Genomic DNA, 20,971 nt, shown 5'->3' with positions numbered 1-20,971 from the left:
GCGCGGGCCTCGATCCGGATCACCGTCCGAAGAGACCTGCGCCCCTGCCCTCCAGCAGCTCCAGCGCCTCCTCCCACCGGAAGCGGTCCGCTCCCCCGCCCGCCTTCGGCCGGTGCGGCTCGTACGACCCGACCAGCACGCCCATCTCCCGCAGCTGGTTCAGGCTCCGGTCGTACGCCGGGTGTGCGGCCATGGCCGCGTTCACGTACGGCAGGACGACCGTCGGAACGCCCACCCCGTACGCCTCGCACAGGATGCCCAGCGCGAGGGTGTCGGCGATGCCGGCGGCCCACTTGTTGATCGTGTTGAACGTGGCGGGCGCGACGGCGATGGCGTCAGCGGGCCGGAGGGGGCGCGGGTCGCCGGGACTGCGCCACGCCGAGCGGATCGGGTAGCCCGTCTGGGCCTCGACCGCCTCGGTATCGAGGAAGCCGAGGCCCTGGGGTGTAGCTACGACGCCGACGCCCCAGCCCTGCTCCTTCGCGGCGGTGATCAGCCGGTGCGCGTCGCCCGCGATGCCGGCGGCGCAGACGACGACGTACAGGAACGGCTTCTCCGACCGATCGTTCATGGCTTTGCCCCCTCGTCGACGCGCTCCCCTGCGGTCACACGATCCAGACCCTAGCCGTCAGCATCCGCGGACGGGGCCGGGCCGGAGAAGCCGCCTACCACCAGCGCGAAGGGCACGGTGTCTGAGTACAAGCGTCGGCCGGACCACGGATGCCCGATGCCGCGCGGTGATCCTTGTGCACCCGGGTGCTCTGCTCACGTATCGTCGCCAAGGTGACCAACGCGCATGTGGCGAGCAGGCACCGCATCCCCTCCGATGATCTTGCGGAACTGATCAAGGAGTTCGACCTCGGGGACGTCGTCGACTGGCGTCATCTGGCTGACGGCCTCATGAACGTGAACTGGCAGCTGGACACGCCGCGAGGGACCTTCGCTCTGAAGCGGGTCACGGATGTGCCGCTCGACAGGTTGCGCCGCAATCTTGCCGTGTTGCCGCCCCTGGCTGAGGCCGGCATTCCGGTGATCGTCCCTGTGGTGGGCTCGTCGGGTGGGGCCGTGGTCGAGGTCGGTGGGAGCGGGTACTGCCTGTTCCCCTGGGCACGAGGAGCGCACGTTCGTGGCGTTGACCTCCCCATCGCTCAGGTGCGGCGGCTCGGCGCAGTCCTCGCCAAGCTCCACCTGGCGCTCCGCCACACCGCCGAAACCGGGGCTCTTGCTGCCGTTCCCGACAGCATCGCCGCAGACGTCGCCACACCAGAACGGGCGGCGGAGAAGGCCGACCGGCTCACTTCTGCTGCGCGGTCCCACGGTTCGGGCGACGCCTTCGACGCGGCGGCGCTCGACGCCCTCGCCAAGCGTCGGGTGCTGCTCGCCGAGTACGCGGCCCTGCGCCCGGAGGGAGACGTTCCCGCAGGGCCGTACGGCTGGACGCACGGCGATTTTCAGTACCGGAACCTCCTCTGGGCCGACGGCGAGCTGACGGCCGTCCTGGACTGGGACCGGCTGGGCGTCCGCCCGTACGCCGAGGAGGTCGTCCGTACGGCACAGGTGCAGTTCGGGGTGGAGGGCGTCTTCGACCTGGAGCGGGTGGCGGCCTTCGTGAGCGGCTACCGGTCGGTGGTCCCGTTGGAGCCGGCCGCGCTGCTCGACGGCGCACGCCGTCTGTGGTGGAAGCGGATGGCGGACTTCTGGCAGCTCGAATTCCATTACGACCGGGGCGACCACTCCTGCGACGACCTGTTCATCGCCGACGAGGCGCTCCTCCACTGGTGGACGGAGCGGCTCGACGAGGTGGAGCGGGCGTTCGGCGGCGCTCTCTAGATCCCCAGTTCCCGGAGCTCTGGGAGGCGCGGGCGGGTGAAACGTGCCGCTCTGGCCCGTGCCAGCTCCCCCAGCGCTTCGCAGTCCACGTCGCGGATCACTCGCGCCCACGCCTCGGGGTCGGCGGTGGCAGGGAGGACGATTCCGGCGTCGCCGATGGCTTCGGGGATCCCGCCCCGGTTGGTACCGATGGTCGGGACGCCGTGGAGGGCGGCCTCGACGATCACGCGGGGGAAGGCGTCTTCCACGGTGGATGGGACCAGCAGAAGGCGGTGGCTACGGTACAGCGGCTCCATGTCGTAGACACGGGGCACGTACCTGACGTTCGGATAGGCCGCGAAGTCGGCAGACGTGTCCCACCAGCCCTCGACCAGGGTGAAGGGCTGTTCCGGCACGAGGCGGATGAGCTGGTGCAGCAGCTCGGCGCCCTTGGCGGGGATGGGGTTGACCATCAGTACGGCTGGGGTGCGCTCTGTGTCCGTAGCCGGTCGTGGGCGGGCGAACGGCGGGTACACCACGTCGATGCGGGTGCCGGGCGTGTGGGGTGCCCGGTCTCGGACGAACTTCGACACAGCAAGCCCATAGTGGGGACGGCCGGCGAGGACGCCCAGTCCGGTGGCGGAGACGGAGTGGAGCAGGCCGGCGACGAGGATGGTCGGCTTCGCCAGTTCGGCCATCCTCGCTGATCCTTCCTGGGCAGTGAACACGACGTCGGGGCGGAGTTCCCCCAGGAGGCTGCCCAGGGCGTGCTCCACGTTGTTCTGCGTCAGCGCCACGCACTCGACCCCGTTCCACCGGTAGCACAGGGTGCCGTTCGCTTCGTCGTACGGGACGCGATTCCTGTGGAGATGGGCGCGCATGTCGGTGAGCTGGGCGGCTCCGTCCCACGGCGCCTCGTGTGAGCCGAGGTAGGTGACGCGCCAGCCGGCGGCGGCGAGTTCTTCGGCGAGGAGTTGCTGGGTGACCTCGGCGCCTCCGATGAGGAAGGGGGGTGGGGTGCGGCGCCAGGCGAAGAGGGCGGTGGGCACCGGCGGTCACCTCATCCAGAAGCCGACGAGGGCTTCCACGGCCCGGGCGACTTCGTCCGGGTCGGCGTCGGCGGCGAGGACCGTGAGCTCTCGCGTCATGGGCCGGCGGGCCGTGTGGACGAAGTAGTCGCGTGCGTGGTGGAGGAAGCCCGGCTCATGGAGGAAGTACTCGGACTCGGCGGCGGTGTGGCCGGCGGTCTTCCGGCGGAGGTGGAGCGTCTCGGCCGGTACGTCGAGGTAGAGGGTGCGATCGGGGCGCAGGAACGGGAGCGTCGTGAGTCGGCCGCGGAGCCGGTGGTGGACTCCGTATCCGAACAGGGCGTCCAAGGCGTAGGCGTGGGCGAGCAGGGTGTCCACGGAGCGGTCGAGGACGACGAGCTGCCTGCCGCTCGCGGCGGCCTCGGCCACTCGGGTCGCCTCGATCTCCATGAACCGCTCGAAGGCGGCCAACTGGGCGGCCGCGGAGTCGGTTCGGGCCGGAGGGATGTCGTCGCGGTGGGCGATGTGCTTGACGTAGCAGTCGGAGACGAACGCGCGCGAGCCGAGGGCGGTGTGGCGGAGGTGGCGTATCGCCGTGGATTTGCCGGCATAGGAGGGCCCTTCCAGGGCGATGATCAGCACGTCGTCTCCTCCGTCCGGTAGAAGCGCTCGGCGTAGAGTCCCGTGCCGTCGACGAGGTCGGCCGCCGTGGTGAAGGCGTGCCGGATCGGCCGGTACATCTTCCGGGCTGGGTGCATCTGCGAGCCGTGCATCCTCAGGACGGTGACCTTGTCCAGGACGACGTCGGTGATGTCGACCAGTTCGGGCCGCATGGCCGCCCCCGTACGCGTACGGAACAGGTGCTGGTCGCAGCCGGCGAGCGCGTACGTCGCCCAGAAGGCGAGGTCCTCCCAGAACCAGGTACAGCCGAGACGGACGGCCGCTTCGTGGACGAGGAGGTGGTCGGGGTGGCGGGTGACGGCGGCGGGCGCGAGGAGTTCGGCGTCGGGGTGAAGCGCGGCGATCCAGCGCAGCTCCTCGGTGACCCGGTCGAGCAGCTCGGGGTCGTAGGGCCTGTACGGCGGCTCGGCGTCCTTGTGTCCGAGAAGGAGTCGGCGTGCGGCGAACGGTGCAAGCGCGGCGGCGCCCTCCCGGTCGCGCAGCTCGGACACCGTGCCGACATCGGCGTACGTGGCTTCCAGGGCGGGGTGCACGCTCCGGGAGCGGGTGAAGACGGTGACCACGGTCAGCGGTCGGGGGCGGGCGAGGAAAGCACCCGAGGCAGAGAGGGCGAAGTCGTCGTGGTGAGGTTCGATGACAAGGACCGGGCGGCCGGCAGGGGTGCGGGCCTCGACGTAGTAGGGGACGCGGGTGTGGGGCGCCGTCACCTCCAGGACACGGTGGTCCATGGCCCGGTGGCGGGCGGCGAGCTGCTGGGTGTGCGTCCGGTGGGCGTGGTGGAGGTCGTCGGGGAAGGTGTAGATGCCGCTGCCGTCCGAAACCGGCAGGCCGACGGCGGGCAGGGTCTTGGGCTGGGGCCGCACGGGGGTCTCCTTCGTCATCGCACGGTGGTCTCGTACCAGTGGCGCCACATGCGGGGCGACCGGAGCCGCAGGCGGGCGGTGACGGGGTTCTGCCACCAGAGCATCCGCAGGCTCGACCACTGGTCGTAGCGGCGGGTCGACGGGCGTACGCGCAGGTCGTCGAGGATCGCCACGGGCCGTCCGGTGGCCTGGCCGTGGGCGCTGAGCCGGGCGAAGAACTCCACGTCCTCGCTCATGAACAGGTCGTCCCGGTACCCGCCGACGTGGTGGAAGGCGTCGGCGGTGCAGAACTGGTTGACACCCTGGGCTCCGCCGCGCCGGGTGCGGTAGTGGTCCCAGTAGGCGCACAGCAGGCGGGCTCCGAGCCGCTCGGGTGTGTAGAGCGGCGGGATGGCGCCGCCGACGGCGCCGGCGTCCATGGCGGCAGCGGCGGCCGTGACCGCTTCCAGGGGTAGGGCCACGTCGGCGTCGGTGAAGAAGAGACGGCCGCTGCGGGCGGCGCTCGCGCCGGTGTTGCGTACCCGGCCGATGTTGCGGACGGACTCGGTGACGACGCGGGCGCCGAAGGAGGCGGCCATGTCGGCGGTGGCGTCGGTGCTGGCGTTGTCGACGACGATCACCTCCCCTGTGCGGCCGGTGACCTCCTCCCAGCGGGCGAGGGAGGCGAGGACGGAGGGCAGGTAGCGGGGCAGGTAGGCGACCTCGTTGAAGGCCGGGATCACCACCGACAAGGCAGGGGTGGTCATCGGTACGTCCTTTCGGGACGGGGTACGCGGAAGAGGTGCGGGGTCCGGCGGCTCAGCTCGTCCAGGCGGCTGGCCCACCGGGCGCGGTCGTCGCCGGGTTCGGAGTGGGCCCAGCAGCGCAGCGTATGGAAGACGGCCCAGGCCGTCAGCTGGTGGTGGTCCAAGGCGAGCGGATAGGCGTCGGTGACCGTGCGGGCCCGGTCGGAGGCGATGGCGCCGGACATGACCAGGGTCTGGGCCACGTCGGACTCGCGGGGGCCGGCTGCGGCGTCGGTGAAGTCGACGAGGTGGCGGACGGCTCGGGGCCCGGCGAGCACGACGTTGTCGCCGTGCAGGTCGCCGTGGCACCACACCGGGGCAGCCGCGGGGGCGTCGGCGATCGCGGCCAGGGCGGGCGCGATGCGATCCAGAGCGCTGGGCGGACAGCGCCGACCGATCGAGGTGACCTGCTCATGGAGCGGCCGGCGCGGGGCCCACGGCTGGACCGGGGCCCGGTGCAGGCGGCCGAGCAGACCGCCGAGGTCCCTCAGGGCTCGCTCGTCGCCCACCCGGCCGGACCGCACGGCGCTTCCCAGGGTGAGCGGGCCGAGGTCCGCAGTGATCAGAGCGGTCACCTCGTGGCCGGGCACGTGTCCGTGCGCGAGGACGGCGGGCACGGAGACGTGCTTCGCGACGGCCCGGACCGCCACCGCCTCAGTCTCCGCGTTACGACGGGCGGTGACCGCGTACAGCTTGATGACCACGCTCCGGCCGTCGGTCAGAAAGGCCCGGTACACAACCGTCCTCGACCGCGCCGACAGGCGGTGTGCGGCACGAACCGAAACCCCCACGAGACCGAAGGCGGCCCGCGCGACGGCCGCGGGTACGTTCGTCGTGCTCACCACGCACCCGCCGGTTCTGCCCCGAAGGCACCCAGGCGGCGGACGTGCCGAAGGGCGACCGCCAGGTGCCGCCGGTACTCGGCCACGTCCTCGGTGACGGGACAGTCGGCCTGCCAGGGCTTCTCGGGGCCGACGAAGTGCACGAGGGCCGCGGCCGGGTCCGGCCTGAGCGACCGGGTGACGACCCGCCGCACCCAGTTGCCCCGCTCCAGGAACCGGCCGGTCTCGAACCTGTTGAGTCCGGCGGCGGCCGGCCGCACGCGGCCGGAGTGCAGGAGCCACAGGTTCAGGGCGTCCTGGTCGTTGTGGAGGATGTGACGGCGGCCGTGGATGAGCGCGTGCTCGACGCCCTTGCGGACGACGGGCATGTGGCCGGTGCGGGTCCAGAGAACGCCAGCGTTGAAGTAGGGACGGCCGCGCAGGTGGGGCCAGCGTTCGGCGGCCCCAGGCAGCGCCGGGCACTCCCCTACGGCCGGGTTGAACTCGTCGCGTACGGCACCGATCTCGTCCTCCTGGAGGGACCCGAGCGGATCGGTGACGTCTCCGCGTACCAGCACGTCCGCGTCCACGTAGATCAGGTAGGGCCGGCGGACGAAGTCGGGCGTGAATTCGAACCGCAGGTAGGTGGTGACGGTGATGTACGAGGCGTCTGCCATGCGCGAGGCGCGCAGCGGGGCGCAGCGGCGGAGGTCGAAAGAGCCGAAGCCGGTCCGCTTGGCGAAGTCGGAGAGGAGCAGGGCCTGCGCCGGAGCGAGGTCGAGGGTGAGCACTCGTACCGCCGCGTTGCGGCGGGCGACGGGGGTGAGGCTGTCGGCCAGGCTCGCGATCGCGGCGAGGCCGGGGACCAGGTACTGGTGGTCGATGCAGAGACCGAACGCGTACACGGGACGTCGCCTTTCAGGCGTGGTGCACGGAAGGGAGTGAGGGACGGGCCGGTGAACGCGGAAGCTCACCGGTTGTCCCCGCCGCCGGAGGGGGCGAGGACTTGGAGGCTTTCGGGGTCGTCGGTCTCCCAGCAGGGCCCTCCCCCTGTCGGCGGCCGCAGCACCCACACGGTGCCGCCGGCACGGACGTCGGTGACGATCGCCCGCCGTCCGTCTCCGTCCCTGACAAGGTCGCCGACCCACGCACGCTCGGTGCTCACGAGGTGCCCTCGTCGTGCGTGTCGGTCTGTCCGAACCAGCCGGAGGCCGCGTCCGCGAGGTCGCGGCGGCGTCGGGCCTGACCGGGCGTACGGCGGGCCGGGGTGCCGTTCGACGCGTCCGCGAGGAACCCTCCCCGATCGCGGAGGAGCACGCCGAGGGCCGCGAACTGGGCCGCGTCAGAGGCGACATGCGCCGGGCCGCTGACGACGACGCCTCGGATCATCCCGGCGGACAGGGCGGCTGTGACCGCCTGCCACCCCGGCCGCTCAGCGAGCGGCAGCGCCGGGTCGGAGTCGGACCAGACCCCGGCGACGTGCCAGTGCCGGGCGTCGGCGTAGTAGCGGCCACGCTCCTCGTTCTCGCCCAGGGCGGTGGAGGTGGTGGCGCAGGAGTAGACGGCAACGGGTACGTGCCCGAGGCCGCCGGGCGGGTTGTTCGGCATGCCTCCAGGCTGCTGGCCTGCGATGCACGGGCCCAGGCACGGCCCGTCGCAGCGGAGGAACCTCGTACCGGGCTCGACTGCCACGTCCCGTGGCAGCGGTCGCGGACTCCTCCGTGGGGCTGGCACGGCCCGTAGCAGTCATGCCGGTGGCACCCGCGGAGCTACTACGGACCGTGGTACTGCGACCCGTTCCTCAGCGCACCCCGAGCGGGACACCGGCGGAGTTGGCCAGCCCGCGCAGTCGGCTGACGGACACGCCGGCGAGCCTGCTGATGATGACGCCGGGAAGCATCTGGTGGCGCACCCAGCCGGGAGCCGTTTCGCACACCGTTTGGAGGGTGTCGGCGGCGGCCTCCCACCGTCGGCATTCCACCTGGGTGAGAGCGACGTCCAGGCCGAAGCGGGCACGGGTGGCCAGCGGCACGCTGGCGTCCAGGCGGACGGTGTCCATGAGGCGCAGAGCGCCGCCCGTATCGCCGAGCGCCACCGCGATGCTCATCGCTTGCGTGGCGGCGTACATCGGCCCGTACGGCTGTGCGTGCGAGCCGCGGGCGTGTTCGTCTCCGATGCGGACTGCGACGGCGTGCGCCTGGGAGAGGTACTCGCGGGCGTGGTCCGCGCTCGCCCCGCCCCGGGAAGCGGCGACGGCGGCGTTCGTGACGAGCTGACCGTAGACGCTGAGCCGGTCCGGATCGTGCTCGCTCATCTTGGGCTCGATCCGGTCCGCCTGGGCCGCCGCGAGGAGGAAGCCCTGCTTGGTGCGCCCATCACGGAGATTGACCCACGCGGTCGTGGCGGCGAGATGGGCGTCGCGCAGTTCGTCCCCGCTCTGAACGGCGATCTGCCGCCCGTACGTCAGCGCCGCGTACGCCAGGTCCCGCGAGCCGAGCACGTTGGCGGCCATGCCCGCGGTCTGGAAGGCGTCGATCAGGACGCCGGCGACGGCCTCCCGCTCATCGAGGCCGGCGGCGTCGAACCGGGCGCGGGCTTCTGGAAGGAGCCGCCCGAGGAGGGTACCGAGCTCGGTGTACCGCCCTTCCCAGTAGGCAGCGTCCGCGCGACGAACGACCGCTCGAAGTTCTTCGACGCTTCCCGGCTCGACCTCGGCGGGGATGCCGATGGCAGCGTCGTGGGTCGCCGCGGAGACCAGGCGCAGCGCGGCCCTCTCGTCGCGGTCCATGGACCGGCGGGGCGCCTGCTGCCCGAGGAGCACGGCGATGTCCGTACCGAGCGCGTTGGCGATCGACAGCAGCGACGGCAGGGAAGCCGTCCCGCCGCGTTCGAGCTTGCGGACGACGCCGACGGACACACCGGCGGCCTCGGCTAACTGCTCCTGCGTCATGGCACCGCGCAACGCCTTCAAGCGCTCAGAGGTGGTGTACTCCGACCACTGCATGCTCCAGAACCTCCGCGTGATGGGCCCCACACGGACAGTACTCACATAAGCGGGGCGGTGGACATCCTTCGGCCAGGCGGCAGTTGACGCTCAGACCGTGAGCACAGCCGTGACGCCGAGAAGAGCCTCCAGCTCGGCGACCGCCCTGTCCTCGTCGGTGGCGTGAACAGTCGTGATGCCCAGCTCGGCAGCCGGCGGCAGGTTCACCTCGTGATCGTCCACGAACACGCACCGCTCGGCAGGCAACCCGATCCGCTCCAGGGCCAGCCGGTAGATAGCCGAGTCCGGCTTCGCCATCCCCTCCAGCTCGGACACGACGTGCACGTCGAAGAGGTCCCAGATGCCCACGTGGTCGTACGGATTGAACGGATCGAGGCCGAAGCTATTGGACAGCAGCGCGAGCCGGTGGCCGGCAGCCCGTGCGGCCCGAGCAAGCGCGATCATCCGACGCGCCGGAGGAACGTCGACCCAGGCCCGTCCCATCAGGTTCACGGGGTCTACGTGCTTCCCCAGGAGAGCTGCTGTTCCTTCATTCCACTCGGCCTGCCCGATCTCCCCGATCTCCAACGCCGCGTACAGCCGCCGACCTTCCGGATGATCGTTGAGCGTCGCCCGCCACGCCCCGGGTTCAAGCCCCTCAGACACGCACCAGGCCTGGTGGACCTCGATGGGGCTGGCGGTGAGCACCCCCGCGAAATCCAGGATCAACCCCAGCTGCCCGTCCCCGTCAGCCCTGCCCCCGCGCACCATCCGGCGTTCGCCCCTTCCGAGATCGGACTCATACGGGGACGCTACCGCGCATCCACCGGTCAGAGCACACGGGGAGAAGTCACCTAACCTTGGACCAACTGCCCGCCCTCTGCCCGGCAGCCGTTGGGCAGAGGCTCTCACCCACGAGCACCTCCCTCAGCCTGTCTCCACCCGCACGGATCCGCGACACACGCCGAGCCTGAGCCAGAAGGTACCGTTTCCTTGCCTGGCCCCAAGAAGTCACCGGTCTCGGTGCCGTCCGGCCGAGCTCCCAATCACGTCACGTGACCTTCGCGTCAGTTAGGAAGGCACCCGGTCCACCAGTGCCTCGTGCAGGGTGGAGGCATCCTTGTCCGGCGCCGCTTCAGACAGCCTGCGAAGGTCCTCATCGGTCAAGTACCTGTAGCTCTGAGGCGGGTGAAAGGGTCCTGCGGCCCGCAGCGCAGACAGCGGAACGGGGTCCTGGAAGGTGACAGGTGCCTCTAGCGAGAGGCCGCTGGCGCGGGTCGCCCCGCTCATATATTCGTCATACTCTCGGCGACTGATACCTGCACTCGCACGGCTCGCCGACCACACCTCACGTGGCGAAGCCACCTGCACGGAGGCGATCCGAGCCATGCCCACGATGGCCATCGTGGGCGCGGTCGCGTAGAGGAGCACCGGAGTTCCAGGTGGGGCTGCGACGCGCTGACGGCGCACCTCGACCGTCTTGGTTCCAGCCAGGATCGCCGTGGCGAACCGCGGGTGGACGGACAGCAGCATCGCTCGCTCCGGATCGCTCACGTCTTTCGGTGCCCCTCTTCGTACACGGCCTGGAACAGCGCGCTGTCGATCTTCATCATCGACATCGGCGTCTTCCACGTTAGCCCCAAGCCCTTAGCCAACGAGGTCAATCGCGAGCGCGTCACCTGCGCAGGGAAGATCTCCGTGTCCGAGAACCTCAACGCCATTACCTTGCCCGTCGGTTCGGCTTGCGCACGCACGTCAGCACGACCATATACGCCCAGGTGTTCGAATCGCGAGAAGAGGGAGTCAGGGTCATCGACTATCACCTCGTCCAGCCGCGAGCAGCCGACGGCCATCATCCCTTGCTGCCCAGCAGTCCCCCGACTGACGTACCAAAGGACTCTGCTAGGAACGCTCTCCCCACGATGGCCAGCAGACCGGTAGTAGACGTGCTCACGGCTGATCCCGAGCACGTCGTCACGCGGCACGAGCATGGCCGGCACGTTGAACAGCTCTGTGGACCAAAGAGGCCGAACAGGAACGACGAAGGAAGGAAGGGCGGTGTCGATGAGTTTCGCAGGCCACCAGGCTCGCTCAGCTACGCTTACGACTTCCGGTGAAGCACGAGCATCCAAGCGCGGCGCCGTACGGCCAGCACGTGCGGCAATCTCTCCTGCCGCCTCCGAAACGGCCTCAGCCGGCCCGCAGAGATCGACGATGAGTGCCGCGAAGCCGCGCTCGTCCTCGGTGAATCCGTCGGCACCCAGAGCAGACCTGGCGGCTGTGGAGAGATAGGGATCAGCAATGCGCACGATCTGCGCGCCTCGATCTCGCCCCAGCCGCTTGAGCATGAAGAGCAACTGCCGGGCAAGCGTCTCCTCCAATGGATGGGAAGCGGTGCGCAGGATGGCGACGTTCAACGTGCGACCATCCATCGCCCAGGCATAGAGGGCCACCGGATGCCCGTCGCCGTCCCGAAGCAGCTCTCTCCGCCACAGCACGCCATCCGCGCCGAGCGCCTTCAATCGCTCCACGAAGGCGGTTCCTGTGTCGCCGCCCGTCTGCTCGAAGAAGGCGACCAACTCACCTTCACTCCCGGATGCGACTTCCTCCATCGAGAAGGCTGTCCCCATGAGGTCCGCCGGACGGTACACCTGGGCTTGGCGGAGCTCGTCCACATGAAGTGTCACCATGGCCGGCGACACCACCCGAACGCGCGCCACATCCCAAGCGATATCAGCCAGCCTCTCCAACTCGGGATCGCGCGTCACCAACACCTGCAGCCCGGCGCAGGAAGTCTCGGCCACGTAGCGCAGTCGAGCACGCATCTTGCCGTCGATCAGCAATTCCGGCAGTTCTTTGCTCAGGGCTGCAAGCATCTCCTGCTGGCGAACCGATACCGCCGCCCCGTCAGGCGACGCCGCTCGAAGCTGGGGCAGACCGTTGCGCTGACGCTGTCTCGCCTCACGGTTCTCGATCTCGTGCACATCAAGAAGGAGCTGCGGTGTGTATGTCAGCTCGATCAGGTCCGCTAGCCAGCCGGCTTCAAGGGCCTTCGACTCCTCGACAGCCCGCTCAGCACCCTCGCTCCGCAGTCCGGAGAAGACGCTGTGGTCGACAGTCACGACCAGCAGGGCGTCGCTTCGCACCTCGGTGAACAGGTCATCATGACCAAGGTCGAGCCACCAGGTGTCAAGAGGCTCCTTGTCCTCGCCACGGCCAATGTCCTCACCCTTCGGAACGAAACCGAGGCCGCTCCACATGGGGCTGAGCCCGTAGTCCCGTCGGCACCTGGCCCGAATGCCGAGCCGATGCCCTTGCCTGCTGCGCAGCTCCGCGATCAAGCGCCGCGCAATGCCCTTCCCTCGGTGCTCCTCGGCCACGCAGAGATGCACGAGACGGACATGCTGGCTGCGTTTGGGCAACCCGAAGAGCGCATACCCGACAAGTTCATCACCTTCCAGCGCGACCAACAGCCCGCCGTCCTCGGCGTACTTGCGGTACGCGGGTGGGGTGAGCAGCCCCAGGCGCTTCGTGTATCGGTCACCCAGGGCAATGGCGGCGCTGAGCAAGTCCGACTGCTCTCCCGTCACCGGCAGCACCTCGATCGCCATCCGTGTCCCCTCCCGTTCGATCACCGCCCCAAGCGCATACTGCCCAAACTGGAAAGGCCAAGCCACCGATTGAGCAAAACCGGCTGATGGCGGGAATCTTGCGGCGTCTCCCTGCCGCTACATGCCACTGACGCAACGCCGCCGAGCAGACGATGAGGTTCAGCCCGGGCCATCGGTACCGAGGCGTCTAGATCACGTTCCTGTCGCCCCCCTCACCCTGCGTGCCCACCCAGGCACCCATTGTCAGTGGCGTCGAGTAGCGTGCCGCCCTCAGAAGAGCAACACAAGGAGAAGCCGATGGCGGACGCTACCGTGCCCCGGGGCAGTCGAACGAAGCAGGCCACGTACGTCTGGCTGATGAGCCTCACCGCGAACGAAGGCTTGTGCACCTACTGCGCTGTCAAGCCGTCAACGACCCTCGATCATCAGCAACCCGTGGCCGGCAATGGCGCCGACGTGTGGTGGAACTTCCTCCCGGCATGCAAGCCCTGCAACGACTGGAAGCGTGGGCGCAGTCCGATGGAGTGGCTCATCGACCAGAAGCTGCACCGCGAGCATCCCCGCGACGGTTTCGACACGCGCAAGATGCCTCTCCGCATGTTCGCCGGGTTCGAGACACGCATCGAGCGAGTACGCCGCGAGATCGCCGACCCTGATCGCCGAGACTGGTTCCGGCACCACTTCGGGGCAGCCCGCTACAAGAACAAGGGCGACATCTGGGGCCACCTCGAACTGTGCAGGAAGACGCTGGATCGGTACCCTCACCTGCCTTGGAAGACGCCAAGCGTCGATCCCTCCGAGCCCGATGTCTGCACCCGACGCATCTGCTGCGGGTGGAGGCATCCGGACTCACGAACCGTACGCGGCGTGATCATGGGCCGCAGCGAATACGCAGCGATCAGTCAGGCCGCATTCGAGTCCGACATGTCCGTTGGAGATCTTACGGCGACCCTCCTCCTCCGCCACCTACGGGACCGGCACAACGAGATGCCGAACAACAGTCACATGGCCGCGCGCACTCCCCCGAGCATCCCAACACAGCGCAGCTGAGGCCGGGGGCCATCGCCCCCCTTCGGTCCACCCCGGGCCGTCGTCCCGAAAACAACCGAAGTTCTCGTCGCCCATCAGTCACACAGAACGTCCGCGCAGGTCAGAGCCACCCCACTTCCCCATCCACCAGGTGCCTTCTAAGCACTTGGCCGCAGGTCGAGTCCTACGAAGAGCAAGACGGAAAGCTTTCCTCGGTTACGCACAGTTCCTCAATGACAATCGGAGGAGCGGCACAGCCGGCACGTGGGACCGCGTGTCCGACTCCCAAGCTTCGGAGGAAGTTCAGGGACGGCCGCCGACCGCCCCCAAGCACTCGATTCGGCCTGAAGATGACGCCCCTCTGTGTCCGCCCCCGATCTTCAGCGCGGTCGGCCCGGAGCCATCCCCAGCGTCCTCGCGGCGGCCCAACTCGTTCAATCCACGGTCACGGCGCTGCTATCCGGCTCCTGAGGCCTGCCCGTCGCACAATCACGTCCGACCACTGCCCACAACCCCTCGGTGAAACCGGGAAGGAGCACGATGCCGAGTTCGGTCGCAGCATGAGCAGCGGTCGTGAACGGCCCGGGCGGATCAACGGTACGACGCCCGTAACGGCGAGGCACCCCGATGGTTGATCAGGCGTGAGAATCCAGGAACGCCGCAGGGAGACGCCGGCGCCGCGCGATGCCAACGCGCGGCGGGTCATGGTCGCCCAGCGAAGCCGGGACACGGCTCCGGAGCTTGCGCTTCGCCGGGCTCTGCACTCATTGGGCTTCCGCTACCGCGTGGACCTGCCGATCGTCGGCATGCCACGTCGTCGCGCCGACGTCACGTTCATGAAGTGGCGCACCGCCGTGTTCGTACAGGGCTGCTTCTGGCACGCCTGCCCAAGTCACCTGCACGCGCCCCGGCACAACGCGGAGTGGTGGCGGCAGAAGCTTCGGGGCAACGCCCGCCGCGACGAGGAGACCGATGCCCACCTCACGCTGATCGGTTGGCTGCCACTCCGCGTCTGGGAACACGAGACCGTCGACGCCGCCGTCAAGCGGGTGACGGCGGCGCTCGCCACCCGTGGCCATCCCCGCGCCCTGGCCGTCAGCGCCTGGACGCCCATGCCCGAACGGGCAGCCGACGGCTCGTAGAGGGCCACTCGCGACATCCAAACGCGCGTGAGGCCGGGACGCCAGCACCACTCCAGTGGGGATGGAAAACGCCAAACGTGGTCGACGGGGTCCAGAGGGAAATGACCTGCACGTCTCGCCCCTGCTTGCCTGTAGCCCCCGAAGGGACCTGACTCTCCATCAGAACGAGCGTCAAATGGGCGTCACGAGCGTCATCTCAGCGTCAAGATATCGCCCGTAACGCCCACACGGCACATACCGCGCACCCACAAAACCCCAGGTCAGGCGTCCTTCTTCGCCGGCTCCAGGATCGCCACGCACTCCACGTGGTGCGTCATCGGAAACAGATCGAACGCCCGCAGCGACCGCACCCGGTACCCGCCCTCCCGGAAGTACCCGAGGTCCCGCGCCAGCGCCGCCGGATCGCAGGCCACGTACGCGATCCGGCGGGCGCCGAGGCCCGCCAGGTGGCGGACCGTCTGCTTGCCCGCGCCTGCGCGCGGGGGGTCCAGGACGATCAGGTCGGCCTCCGTGATGCCCGTGCGCGGGAGGACCGATTCGACCTTGCCCTGTTCGATGCGGACGCGGTCGAAGGCAGCGAGGTTGTGGCGCGCGTCCTCCACGGCCCGCTTGCCGGACTCGATGCCGAGCACCGCGCCCTGCTCCCCGACCCGGTCCGCGAGGGCGCCCGCGAAGAGGCCGACCCCGCAGTAGAGGTCCAGCGCCGTGTCGCCCTTGCGGGGCAGCAGGCCCTGCATCACGGCGAGCATCAGCGTCTCCGCCGCCTTCGGGTGGACCTGCCAGAAGCCGCCGCTGCCGACCCGGTACGTCCGGCCGTCGGCCCGCTCACGGACGAAGGGGCGGCCATGGACGCGGTGGATGCCGCCGTCCTTCTCCTCCACCCTCATCACCGACACCGGCTTGTCCAGCTCCACGATCGGCAGCCGCGCGCCCGGCTTCGGGGTGAGGATCACCTGGCGGTCCTGGGAGCCCGTCGCCGCGATCGCCTCGATCGACTCCATGCCGGACCAGTCACGCTGTTCGATGCCGAGTTCGGAGACGCCGTCCGCCGCGATCATGCAGTGCTCGATCGGCTCGACCTCGTGCGAGCGGTGGCGGCGCAGACCGGCGTTGCCGTCCGCGTCCACCGCGTACTGCACGCGCGTACGCCAGGAAGGGACCTCGCCCGGCGGCAGCTTGTCGCCCTCGGCCGGCATGACCGTGCCGTCCCAGCCGGCCTCCTCGGGGGTCAGGCCCGCGAGGCGCTTGAGCTGTTCGGCGATGACCTCGCCCTTGAGCCGGCGCTGCGCGCCCGGCTTCGCGTGCTGCCAGTCGCAGCCGCCGCAGCGGCCGGGGCCGGCGTAGGGGCAGGGGGCCTCGACGCGGTCCTTGGAGGGGTCGAGGATCTGCACCGCGTCCGCGCGCAGGAAGCGCGCACCCTCCTCGCCCTCGGTCACCCGTGCGATGACCTTCTCGCCGGGCAGCGCGTGCCGCACGAAGAGCACCTGGCCCTCCACCGTGCGGGCGATGCAGTGGCCGCCGTGCGCTACGGGGCCGATCTCGACCTCGTACTCGTGTCCGACCAGGGAGTTCCCCGCCTGCGGATTCTTCGGTTCTGCCTGCATGGCGGGGTGACTCCACAACGTAAAAAGGGGAACAGCCGGACAACAGCCCACCAGTCTACGTGGGTGTCGTCCGGCTGTTCACCACAGACAGCGCCGCAAGGCGGCGTCATGCCCTCTTGCTCGGCTCCTTCTCCTTCTCCTTGGTGCGCCTCGGCTTCTCCACCGGGCCCCGCCGCACCGCACCCGGCGCGTTCCACTCCTGGCGCTTGCGGGCCCGCCGCTTCGCGGCCTCGGAGGAGTCCAGCTGGTAGGGGACGGACGTCACCATCACGCCCGGCGTGAAGAGCAGCCGACCCTTGAGGCGCAGCGCGCTCTGGTTGTGCAGCAGGTGCTCGTACCAGTGGCCCACCACGTACTCGGGGATGATCACGCTGACCACGTCGCGCGGGCTCTCCCGGCGCAGGTTCTTCACGTACTCGATGATCGGCCGGGTGATCTCGCGGTAGGGCGAGTCGAGGACCTTCAGCGGCACGGTGATGCCGCGTCGCTCCCACTCGTCCTTGAGGGCCTTGGTCTCCGCCGGGTCGACGTTGATGCTGAGCGCCTCGAGCGTGTGCGAGCGCATCAGCTTCGCGTACGACAGGGCGCGCAGCGTCGGCCGGTGGATCTTGGAGACGAGGACGATCGAGTGGACGCGGGAGGGGCGCACGCTGTCGTCGGACGGGGTGTCCGGGGCGGCGATCTCCTCGGCCACGCGGTCGTAGTGGCGGCGGATCGCCGTCATCGTCGCGTAGAAGATCACCATGCCGAGCAGGGCGACCCAGGCGCCGTGGGTGAACTTGGTGACGAGTACGACGACCAGGACCAGGCCCGTGAAGAAGGCGCCGAAGGTGTTGATCGCGCGGGAGCGGATCATGCGGCGGCGCTTGTTCTGGTCCTTCTCGGCGGCCAGGTGGCGGTTCCAGTGCCGGACCATGCCGATCTGGCTGAGCGTGAAGGAGACGAAGACGCCGACGATGTAGAGCTGGATCAGGCGGGTGGAGTCGGCGCCGTAGACGAAGACCAGGAGGGCCGCGGCGCCCGCCAGGAGCACGATGCCGTTGGAGAACGCGAGGCGGTCGCCGCGGGTGTGCAGCTGGCGCGGCAGGTAGCGGTCCTGGGCGAGGATCGAGCCGAGCAGCGGGAAGCCGTTGTACGCCGTGTTGGCCGCGAGGAAGAGGACGAGCGCGGTGGCGGCCGCGAGGATCATGAACAGGAAGCTGCCGTGGCCGAAGACGGCCTCGGCGACCTGGGAGATCACCGGGTTCTGGACGTAGTCCGAGCCGACCGGGACGCCGTTGTGGAAGAGGTCCTTGCCCGGGTACTCCGCCATGCGGACCTTGGTCACCATGGCGAGCGCGATGATGCCGCAGAACATGGTGACGGCCAGGCCGCCCATGAGGGCGAGCGTCGTCGCGGCGTTCCTGGACTTCGGCTTGCGGAAGGCCGGGACGCCGTTGCTGATCGCCTCGACGCCGGTGAGCGCGGCACAGCCCGAGGAGAACGCCCTCAGGAGCAGGAAGACCAGCGCGAAGCCCGCGAGGCCCTGGTGCTCGGGCTTGATCTCGTAGTCGGCGGTGGGCGCCCGCATGGTGTCGTCCAGGACGATGCCCCGGAAGGCGCCCCACGCGATCATGAGGAATACGCCGGCCACGAAGACGTACGTCGGGATGGCGAAGAGCTTCCCGGACTCCTTCACGCCGCGCAGGTTCATCAGTGTGAGCAGGACGATGACGGCGACCGCGCAGAGGACCTTGTGCTCGACCACGAAGGGGACCGCGGAGCCGAGGTTCTCGATGCCCGAGGAGATCGACACGGCCACGGTCAGGACGTAGTCGACGAGCAGGGCGCTCGCGACGGTGAGGCCGGCCTTGGGGCCGAGGTTGGTGGTGGCGACCTCGTAGTCGCCACCACCGCTCGGGTACGCGTGCACGTTCTGTCTGTACGAGGCGACCACGGTGAACATCAGCACCACGACCGCCACCGCGATCCACGGGCTGAAGTGGTACGCCGACACACCCGCGATGGAGAGGACGAGAAGGACCTCTCCCGGCGCGTACGCCACGGAGGAGAGCGGGTCGGACGCGAAGACGGGGAGTGCGATGCGCTTCGGCAGGAGCGTTTCTCCGAGCCGGTCACTGCGCAGTGCGCGCCCGATGAGGATCCGTTTGGGCACGTCGGTCAGTTTGGACACGCAGAGGATCGTAAGCGTTCGATCGGGCGCCCGCCCACCCACCACCCCCATCTGGTTCGGCTATCCGCTGTGTGGGAGGCTGCCCTGTTTAGAGCGCTGCTCAAAACTTCCCTCGGGGCGGCCCCCCTCGCCCCCGGCGGCAAAGCCCCCGTCGGGCCCGTCGGGCCCTTCACTGCGGGGAGCCGACCGCCCCTGCGCGCGTCGGATCGCACGGGACGGCCACCAGGTGGCGCGCCCGAGGAGGAGCAGCGCCGCCGGAAGGATCATGACGCGAATCACGAAGGCGTCGAGCAGGACTGCCGCCGCGAGGACGAACCCCATCTGCTTCATCTCCAGGATGTGCAGCATCACGAAGCTCGCGAAGACGGTGACCATGACGAGGGCCGCGCTGGTGACCACCTTCGCGGAGGAGGCGATGCCGTCGAGGACCGCCTGCCGCGTGGGCACGCCGTTCAGCGCGGCCTCGCGGATCCGGCTGACGACGAAGACCTGGTAGTCCATCGAGAGCCCGAAGAGGATCACGAAGAGGAAGAGCGGTACGCGCGAGGAGATGCCGTCGAGCGAGACGAAGGAGAGCAGGTCCTCGGCCCACCGGCCCTGGAAGACGAGGACGAGCAGTCCGAGCGCGGAGGCGGCGGAGAGCAGGTTGAGCCCGACGCCGAGCAGCCCGAGGACGACCGAGCGGAACGCGTAGACCGTCATGGCGAAGGTCATCAGGAGCAGGAAGCCGAGGACGAGCGGCAGCTTCTCGTTCTGGTGCTCCACGTAGTCGACGCCGCGGGCCACCTCGCCGGTGACGGCGGTCTCCACGCCGGGGAGCTTGCCGACGGTGGCGGGGAGGTGGCGGTCGCGCAGGTGATCGAGTGAGGCTTCGGCCTCTTGCGAGTACGTGGCGTGGCGGGTGTTGAGCTCCAGGGTTGTGGTCCTGCGGTCCTCGGAGGAGCGGAGGAGCGGAGGTGTGGTCCTGCGGTCCTCAGAGGAGCGGACGACCGGAGCGCCGCTTCTCTGCTCCTCGGAGGAGCGGGCAACCGGAGCACCGGCGCGGTCGGCGAAGAGCGGGTCCGCCTGTGCCTCGCGGGCCAGCTCCCGGAGGGCCTGCCGCACCTCACCGGACTGCGAGGCCCGCGCCCGCACCACGACCAGGTGGCGCACACGCAGCTCGGGGAAGGCCGCGAGCAGCCTGTCGTACCCCTTCATCGCCGCGATCTCGCGGGAGAAGCTGTCCCGCGCCGGATTCTTGAGGTTCATGTTCAGCGCGGGCAGCGCGAGCCCCAGCATGACGAGGACCGACAGGCCCAGGGTGAGCGCGGGGTGCTTGCGGGCGGGCGTGAGCAGGGCGTGCCAGGCGCGGCCGGGACCCTTCTCGCCGTACGCGCACACGGACTTGCCCCGGGCGAGGCGCCTGGCGGCGCGGCGCTCGGTACGGCGGCCGAGCTTGACCAGCAGCGCGGGAAGCACCGTGACCGAGCTGACCACGGCGACGGCGACGACCAGGATGGTGCCGGTGGCGAGCGAGTCGAAGATGACGTCACGGGCCAGGAAGAGCGCGGTGGTGGAGACGATCACGGCGAGCCCGGAGACCACGATGGCCCGGCCGGCCGTCGCCGCGGCGGCCTCGACGAGCGCCTCGGAGGTGAGGCGGCCGCCCGCCCTGGCCCGCTCCTCGCGCTCGCGCTTGAGGTAGAAGAGCGTGTAGTCGACGCCGACGGCCATGCCGATGAGCAGGATCATGCTCATCCCGACGCCGGTGTCGGGCAGCAGGTGCGAGGCCACCATCGCCAGGCCCATGGTCGCCATGATCGACGTGATCGCGAGCAGCAGCGGTACGCCGACCATGACGACCGAGCCGAAGACGACGGCCAGTGTGATCAGCGTGACGGGCAGCGTGATCGCCTCGGAGAAGGCGAGGTCCTTGCCGCGCTGGTCGTTGACGCCCTTGCTGACGGAGGCGTCGCCGGTCTCCTCGATCGTCAGCTCCGGGTGGGCCTGGGCGGCCTCCTCCGTCTGGGCCCTCAACGGGACGACGTTCTTCTTGCCGTCCTGCTCCGAGCCGTTGAGCTCCACCGGCACCCGCAGGACGCGCCCGTCCGCCGAGCGCACCGGCTCCGCCACCGAGGCGACCTCGGGCAGTGCCTTCATCCGGGTGGTGACGTCCTTGACGGCGGCGTCGGCGGCCGCCTCGTCCAGGGGGCCCGACGCGGCCCGGATCAGTATCTGTTCCGTGGGCCTGAGCTGGACGCCGCCCTCGGTGGCCAGGGCCTCGGCCCGGCCGGCCTCGCCGACGCGGAAGTCCTCCGAGGTGGCGCTGTTCATGCCGGCGGCGATCCCGCCGCCCAGGCACAGCGCCACGAAGGCCAGCCACCCGATGATCGCCCGCCGCGGATGCAGCGCGCTCCACCGGGCCACGCGCACCGTGGCCGACCGTTTTCCGACGCTTCTCAT

General features: G+C 69.7%; 19 protein-coding genes. 3 read left to right on the top strand and 16 right to left on the bottom strand.

Annotated elements, in window-relative coordinates; genetic code table 11:
• Positions 1–19 precede the first annotated feature (19 nt).
• Positions 20–571 carry a flavoprotein gene (locus KKZ08_RS29160; protein ID WP_223777257.1) on the bottom strand — a complete coding sequence of 184 codons (552 nt, stop codon included), beginning with the start codon at positions 569–571 and terminating at the stop codon, positions 20–22.
• Positions 572–783: 212 nt separating this feature from the next.
• On the opposite strand from KKZ08_RS29160, the gene KKZ08_RS29155 reads away from it, so the two are divergent.
• Complete coding sequence (locus KKZ08_RS29155) at positions 784–1,830, top strand: phosphotransferase (RefSeq protein ID WP_223777256.1); 1,047 nt, start codon at positions 784–786, stop codon at positions 1,828–1,830.
• On the opposite strand, the gene KKZ08_RS29150 is transcribed toward KKZ08_RS29155, so the two are convergent.
• The 12 genes from KKZ08_RS29150 to KKZ08_RS29095 all read right to left on the bottom strand — a co-directional run bounded on the left by KKZ08_RS29150 (position 1,827) and on the right by KKZ08_RS29095 (position 12,581).
• The gene (locus tag KKZ08_RS29150; RefSeq protein ID WP_223777255.1) at positions 1,827–2,858 is read right to left on the bottom strand and encodes a glycosyltransferase; all 1,032 of its coding nucleotides are present in this window, start codon (positions 2,856–2,858) and stop codon (positions 1,827–1,829) included. The two genes, KKZ08_RS29155 and KKZ08_RS29150, sit on opposite strands and share 4 nt — an antisense overlap.
• Positions 2,859–2,864: 6 nt before the next feature.
• Complete coding sequence (locus tag KKZ08_RS29145) at positions 2,865–3,479, bottom strand: hypothetical protein (protein ID WP_223777254.1); 615 nt, start codon at positions 3,477–3,479, stop codon at positions 2,865–2,867.
• The gene (locus KKZ08_RS29140; RefSeq protein ID WP_223777253.1) at positions 3,473–4,399 is read right to left on the bottom strand and encodes a PIG-L family deacetylase; all 927 of its coding nucleotides are present in this window, start codon (positions 4,397–4,399) and stop codon (positions 3,473–3,475) included. The genes KKZ08_RS29145 and KKZ08_RS29140 overlap by 7 nt, the downstream gene beginning before the upstream one ends.
• The gene (locus tag KKZ08_RS29135) at positions 4,396–5,127 is read right to left on the bottom strand and encodes a glycosyltransferase (protein ID WP_223777252.1); all 732 of its coding nucleotides are present in this window, start codon (positions 5,125–5,127) and stop codon (positions 4,396–4,398) included. The genes KKZ08_RS29140 and KKZ08_RS29135 overlap by 4 nt, the downstream gene beginning before the upstream one ends.
• Positions 5,124–5,903, bottom strand: a complete 780-nt coding sequence (locus KKZ08_RS29130) for an aminoglycoside phosphotransferase family protein (protein WP_223777251.1) — start codon at positions 5,901–5,903, stop codon at positions 5,124–5,126. The genes KKZ08_RS29135 and KKZ08_RS29130 overlap by 4 nt, the downstream gene beginning before the upstream one ends.
• A gap of 101 nt (positions 5,904–6,004) precedes the next feature.
• Entirely contained in the window at positions 6,005–6,892 is an 888-nt protein-coding gene (locus tag KKZ08_RS29125) for a glycosyltransferase (protein ID WP_223777250.1), read from the bottom strand.
• Between the two features lie 65 nt (positions 6,893–6,957).
• Positions 6,958–7,152, bottom strand: coding sequence for a hypothetical protein (locus tag KKZ08_RS29120; protein WP_223777249.1), 195 nt, complete (start codon positions 7,150–7,152; stop codon positions 6,958–6,960).
• A complete protein-coding gene (locus tag KKZ08_RS29115) occupies positions 7,149–7,595 on the bottom strand; it encodes a hypothetical protein (RefSeq protein WP_223777248.1) in 447 nt (148 codons plus the stop codon). The genes KKZ08_RS29120 and KKZ08_RS29115 overlap by 4 nt, the downstream gene beginning before the upstream one ends.
• 193 nt (positions 7,596–7,788) lie before the next feature.
• The gene (locus KKZ08_RS29110; protein ID WP_223777247.1) at positions 7,789–8,991 is read right to left on the bottom strand and encodes a transcriptional regulator; all 1,203 of its coding nucleotides are present in this window, start codon (positions 8,989–8,991) and stop codon (positions 7,789–7,791) included.
• A gap of 90 nt (positions 8,992–9,081) precedes the next feature.
• Positions 9,082–9,741: an HAD-IA family hydrolase gene (locus KKZ08_RS29105; protein WP_223777246.1), complete on the bottom strand. Its 660-nt coding sequence runs from the start codon at positions 9,739–9,741 to the stop codon at positions 9,082–9,084.
• A gap of 300 nt (positions 9,742–10,041) precedes the next feature.
• Positions 10,042–10,524: an ASCH domain-containing protein gene (locus KKZ08_RS29100; protein WP_223777245.1), complete on the bottom strand. Its 483-nt coding sequence runs from the start codon at positions 10,522–10,524 to the stop codon at positions 10,042–10,044.
• Positions 10,521–12,581: a GNAT family N-acetyltransferase gene (locus KKZ08_RS29095; protein WP_223777244.1), complete on the bottom strand. Its 2,061-nt coding sequence runs from the start codon at positions 12,579–12,581 to the stop codon at positions 10,521–10,523. The genes KKZ08_RS29100 and KKZ08_RS29095 overlap by 4 nt, the downstream gene beginning before the upstream one ends.
• 297 nt (positions 12,582–12,878) lie before the next feature.
• On the opposite strand from KKZ08_RS29095, the gene KKZ08_RS29090 reads away from it, so the two are divergent.
• Both KKZ08_RS29090 and KKZ08_RS29085 read left to right on the top strand, forming a co-directional pair.
• Positions 12,879–13,631, top strand: a complete 753-nt coding sequence (locus tag KKZ08_RS29090; RefSeq protein WP_223777243.1) for an HNH endonuclease signature motif containing protein — start codon at positions 12,879–12,881, stop codon at positions 13,629–13,631.
• A gap of 620 nt (positions 13,632–14,251) precedes the next feature.
• Positions 14,252–14,752: a very short patch repair endonuclease gene (locus tag KKZ08_RS29085; RefSeq protein WP_223777242.1), complete on the top strand. Its 501-nt coding sequence runs from the start codon at positions 14,252–14,254 to the stop codon at positions 14,750–14,752.
• A gap of 260 nt (positions 14,753–15,012) precedes the next feature.
• Here KKZ08_RS29085 and KKZ08_RS29080 read toward each other — a convergent pair whose 3' ends face one another.
• The 3 genes from KKZ08_RS29080 to KKZ08_RS29070 form a co-directional block, all read right to left on the bottom strand.
• Positions 15,013–16,356 carry a class I SAM-dependent RNA methyltransferase gene (locus tag KKZ08_RS29080; protein ID WP_223777241.1) on the bottom strand — a complete coding sequence of 448 codons (1,344 nt, stop codon included), beginning with the start codon at positions 16,354–16,356 and terminating at the stop codon, positions 15,013–15,015.
• Positions 16,357–16,462: 106 nt separating this feature from the next.
• Complete coding sequence (locus tag KKZ08_RS29075) at positions 16,463–18,529, bottom strand: APC family permease (RefSeq protein WP_223777240.1); 2,067 nt, start codon at positions 18,527–18,529, stop codon at positions 16,463–16,465.
• Positions 18,530–18,589: 60 nt separating this feature from the next.
• On the bottom strand, positions 18,590–20,971 hold the full coding sequence (locus KKZ08_RS29070) for an MMPL family transporter (protein WP_223777239.1): 2,382 nt from the start codon (positions 20,969–20,971) through the stop codon (positions 18,590–18,592).

The sequence above is a fragment of the Streptomyces sp. 135 genome (assembly GCF_020026305.1).
Taxonomy (GTDB): domain Bacteria; phylum Actinomycetota; class Actinomycetes; order Streptomycetales; family Streptomycetaceae; genus Streptomyces.
The sequence above is the reverse complement of the archived record's forward strand: the minus strand, read 5'-3'. Positions and strand labels throughout refer to the sequence as shown.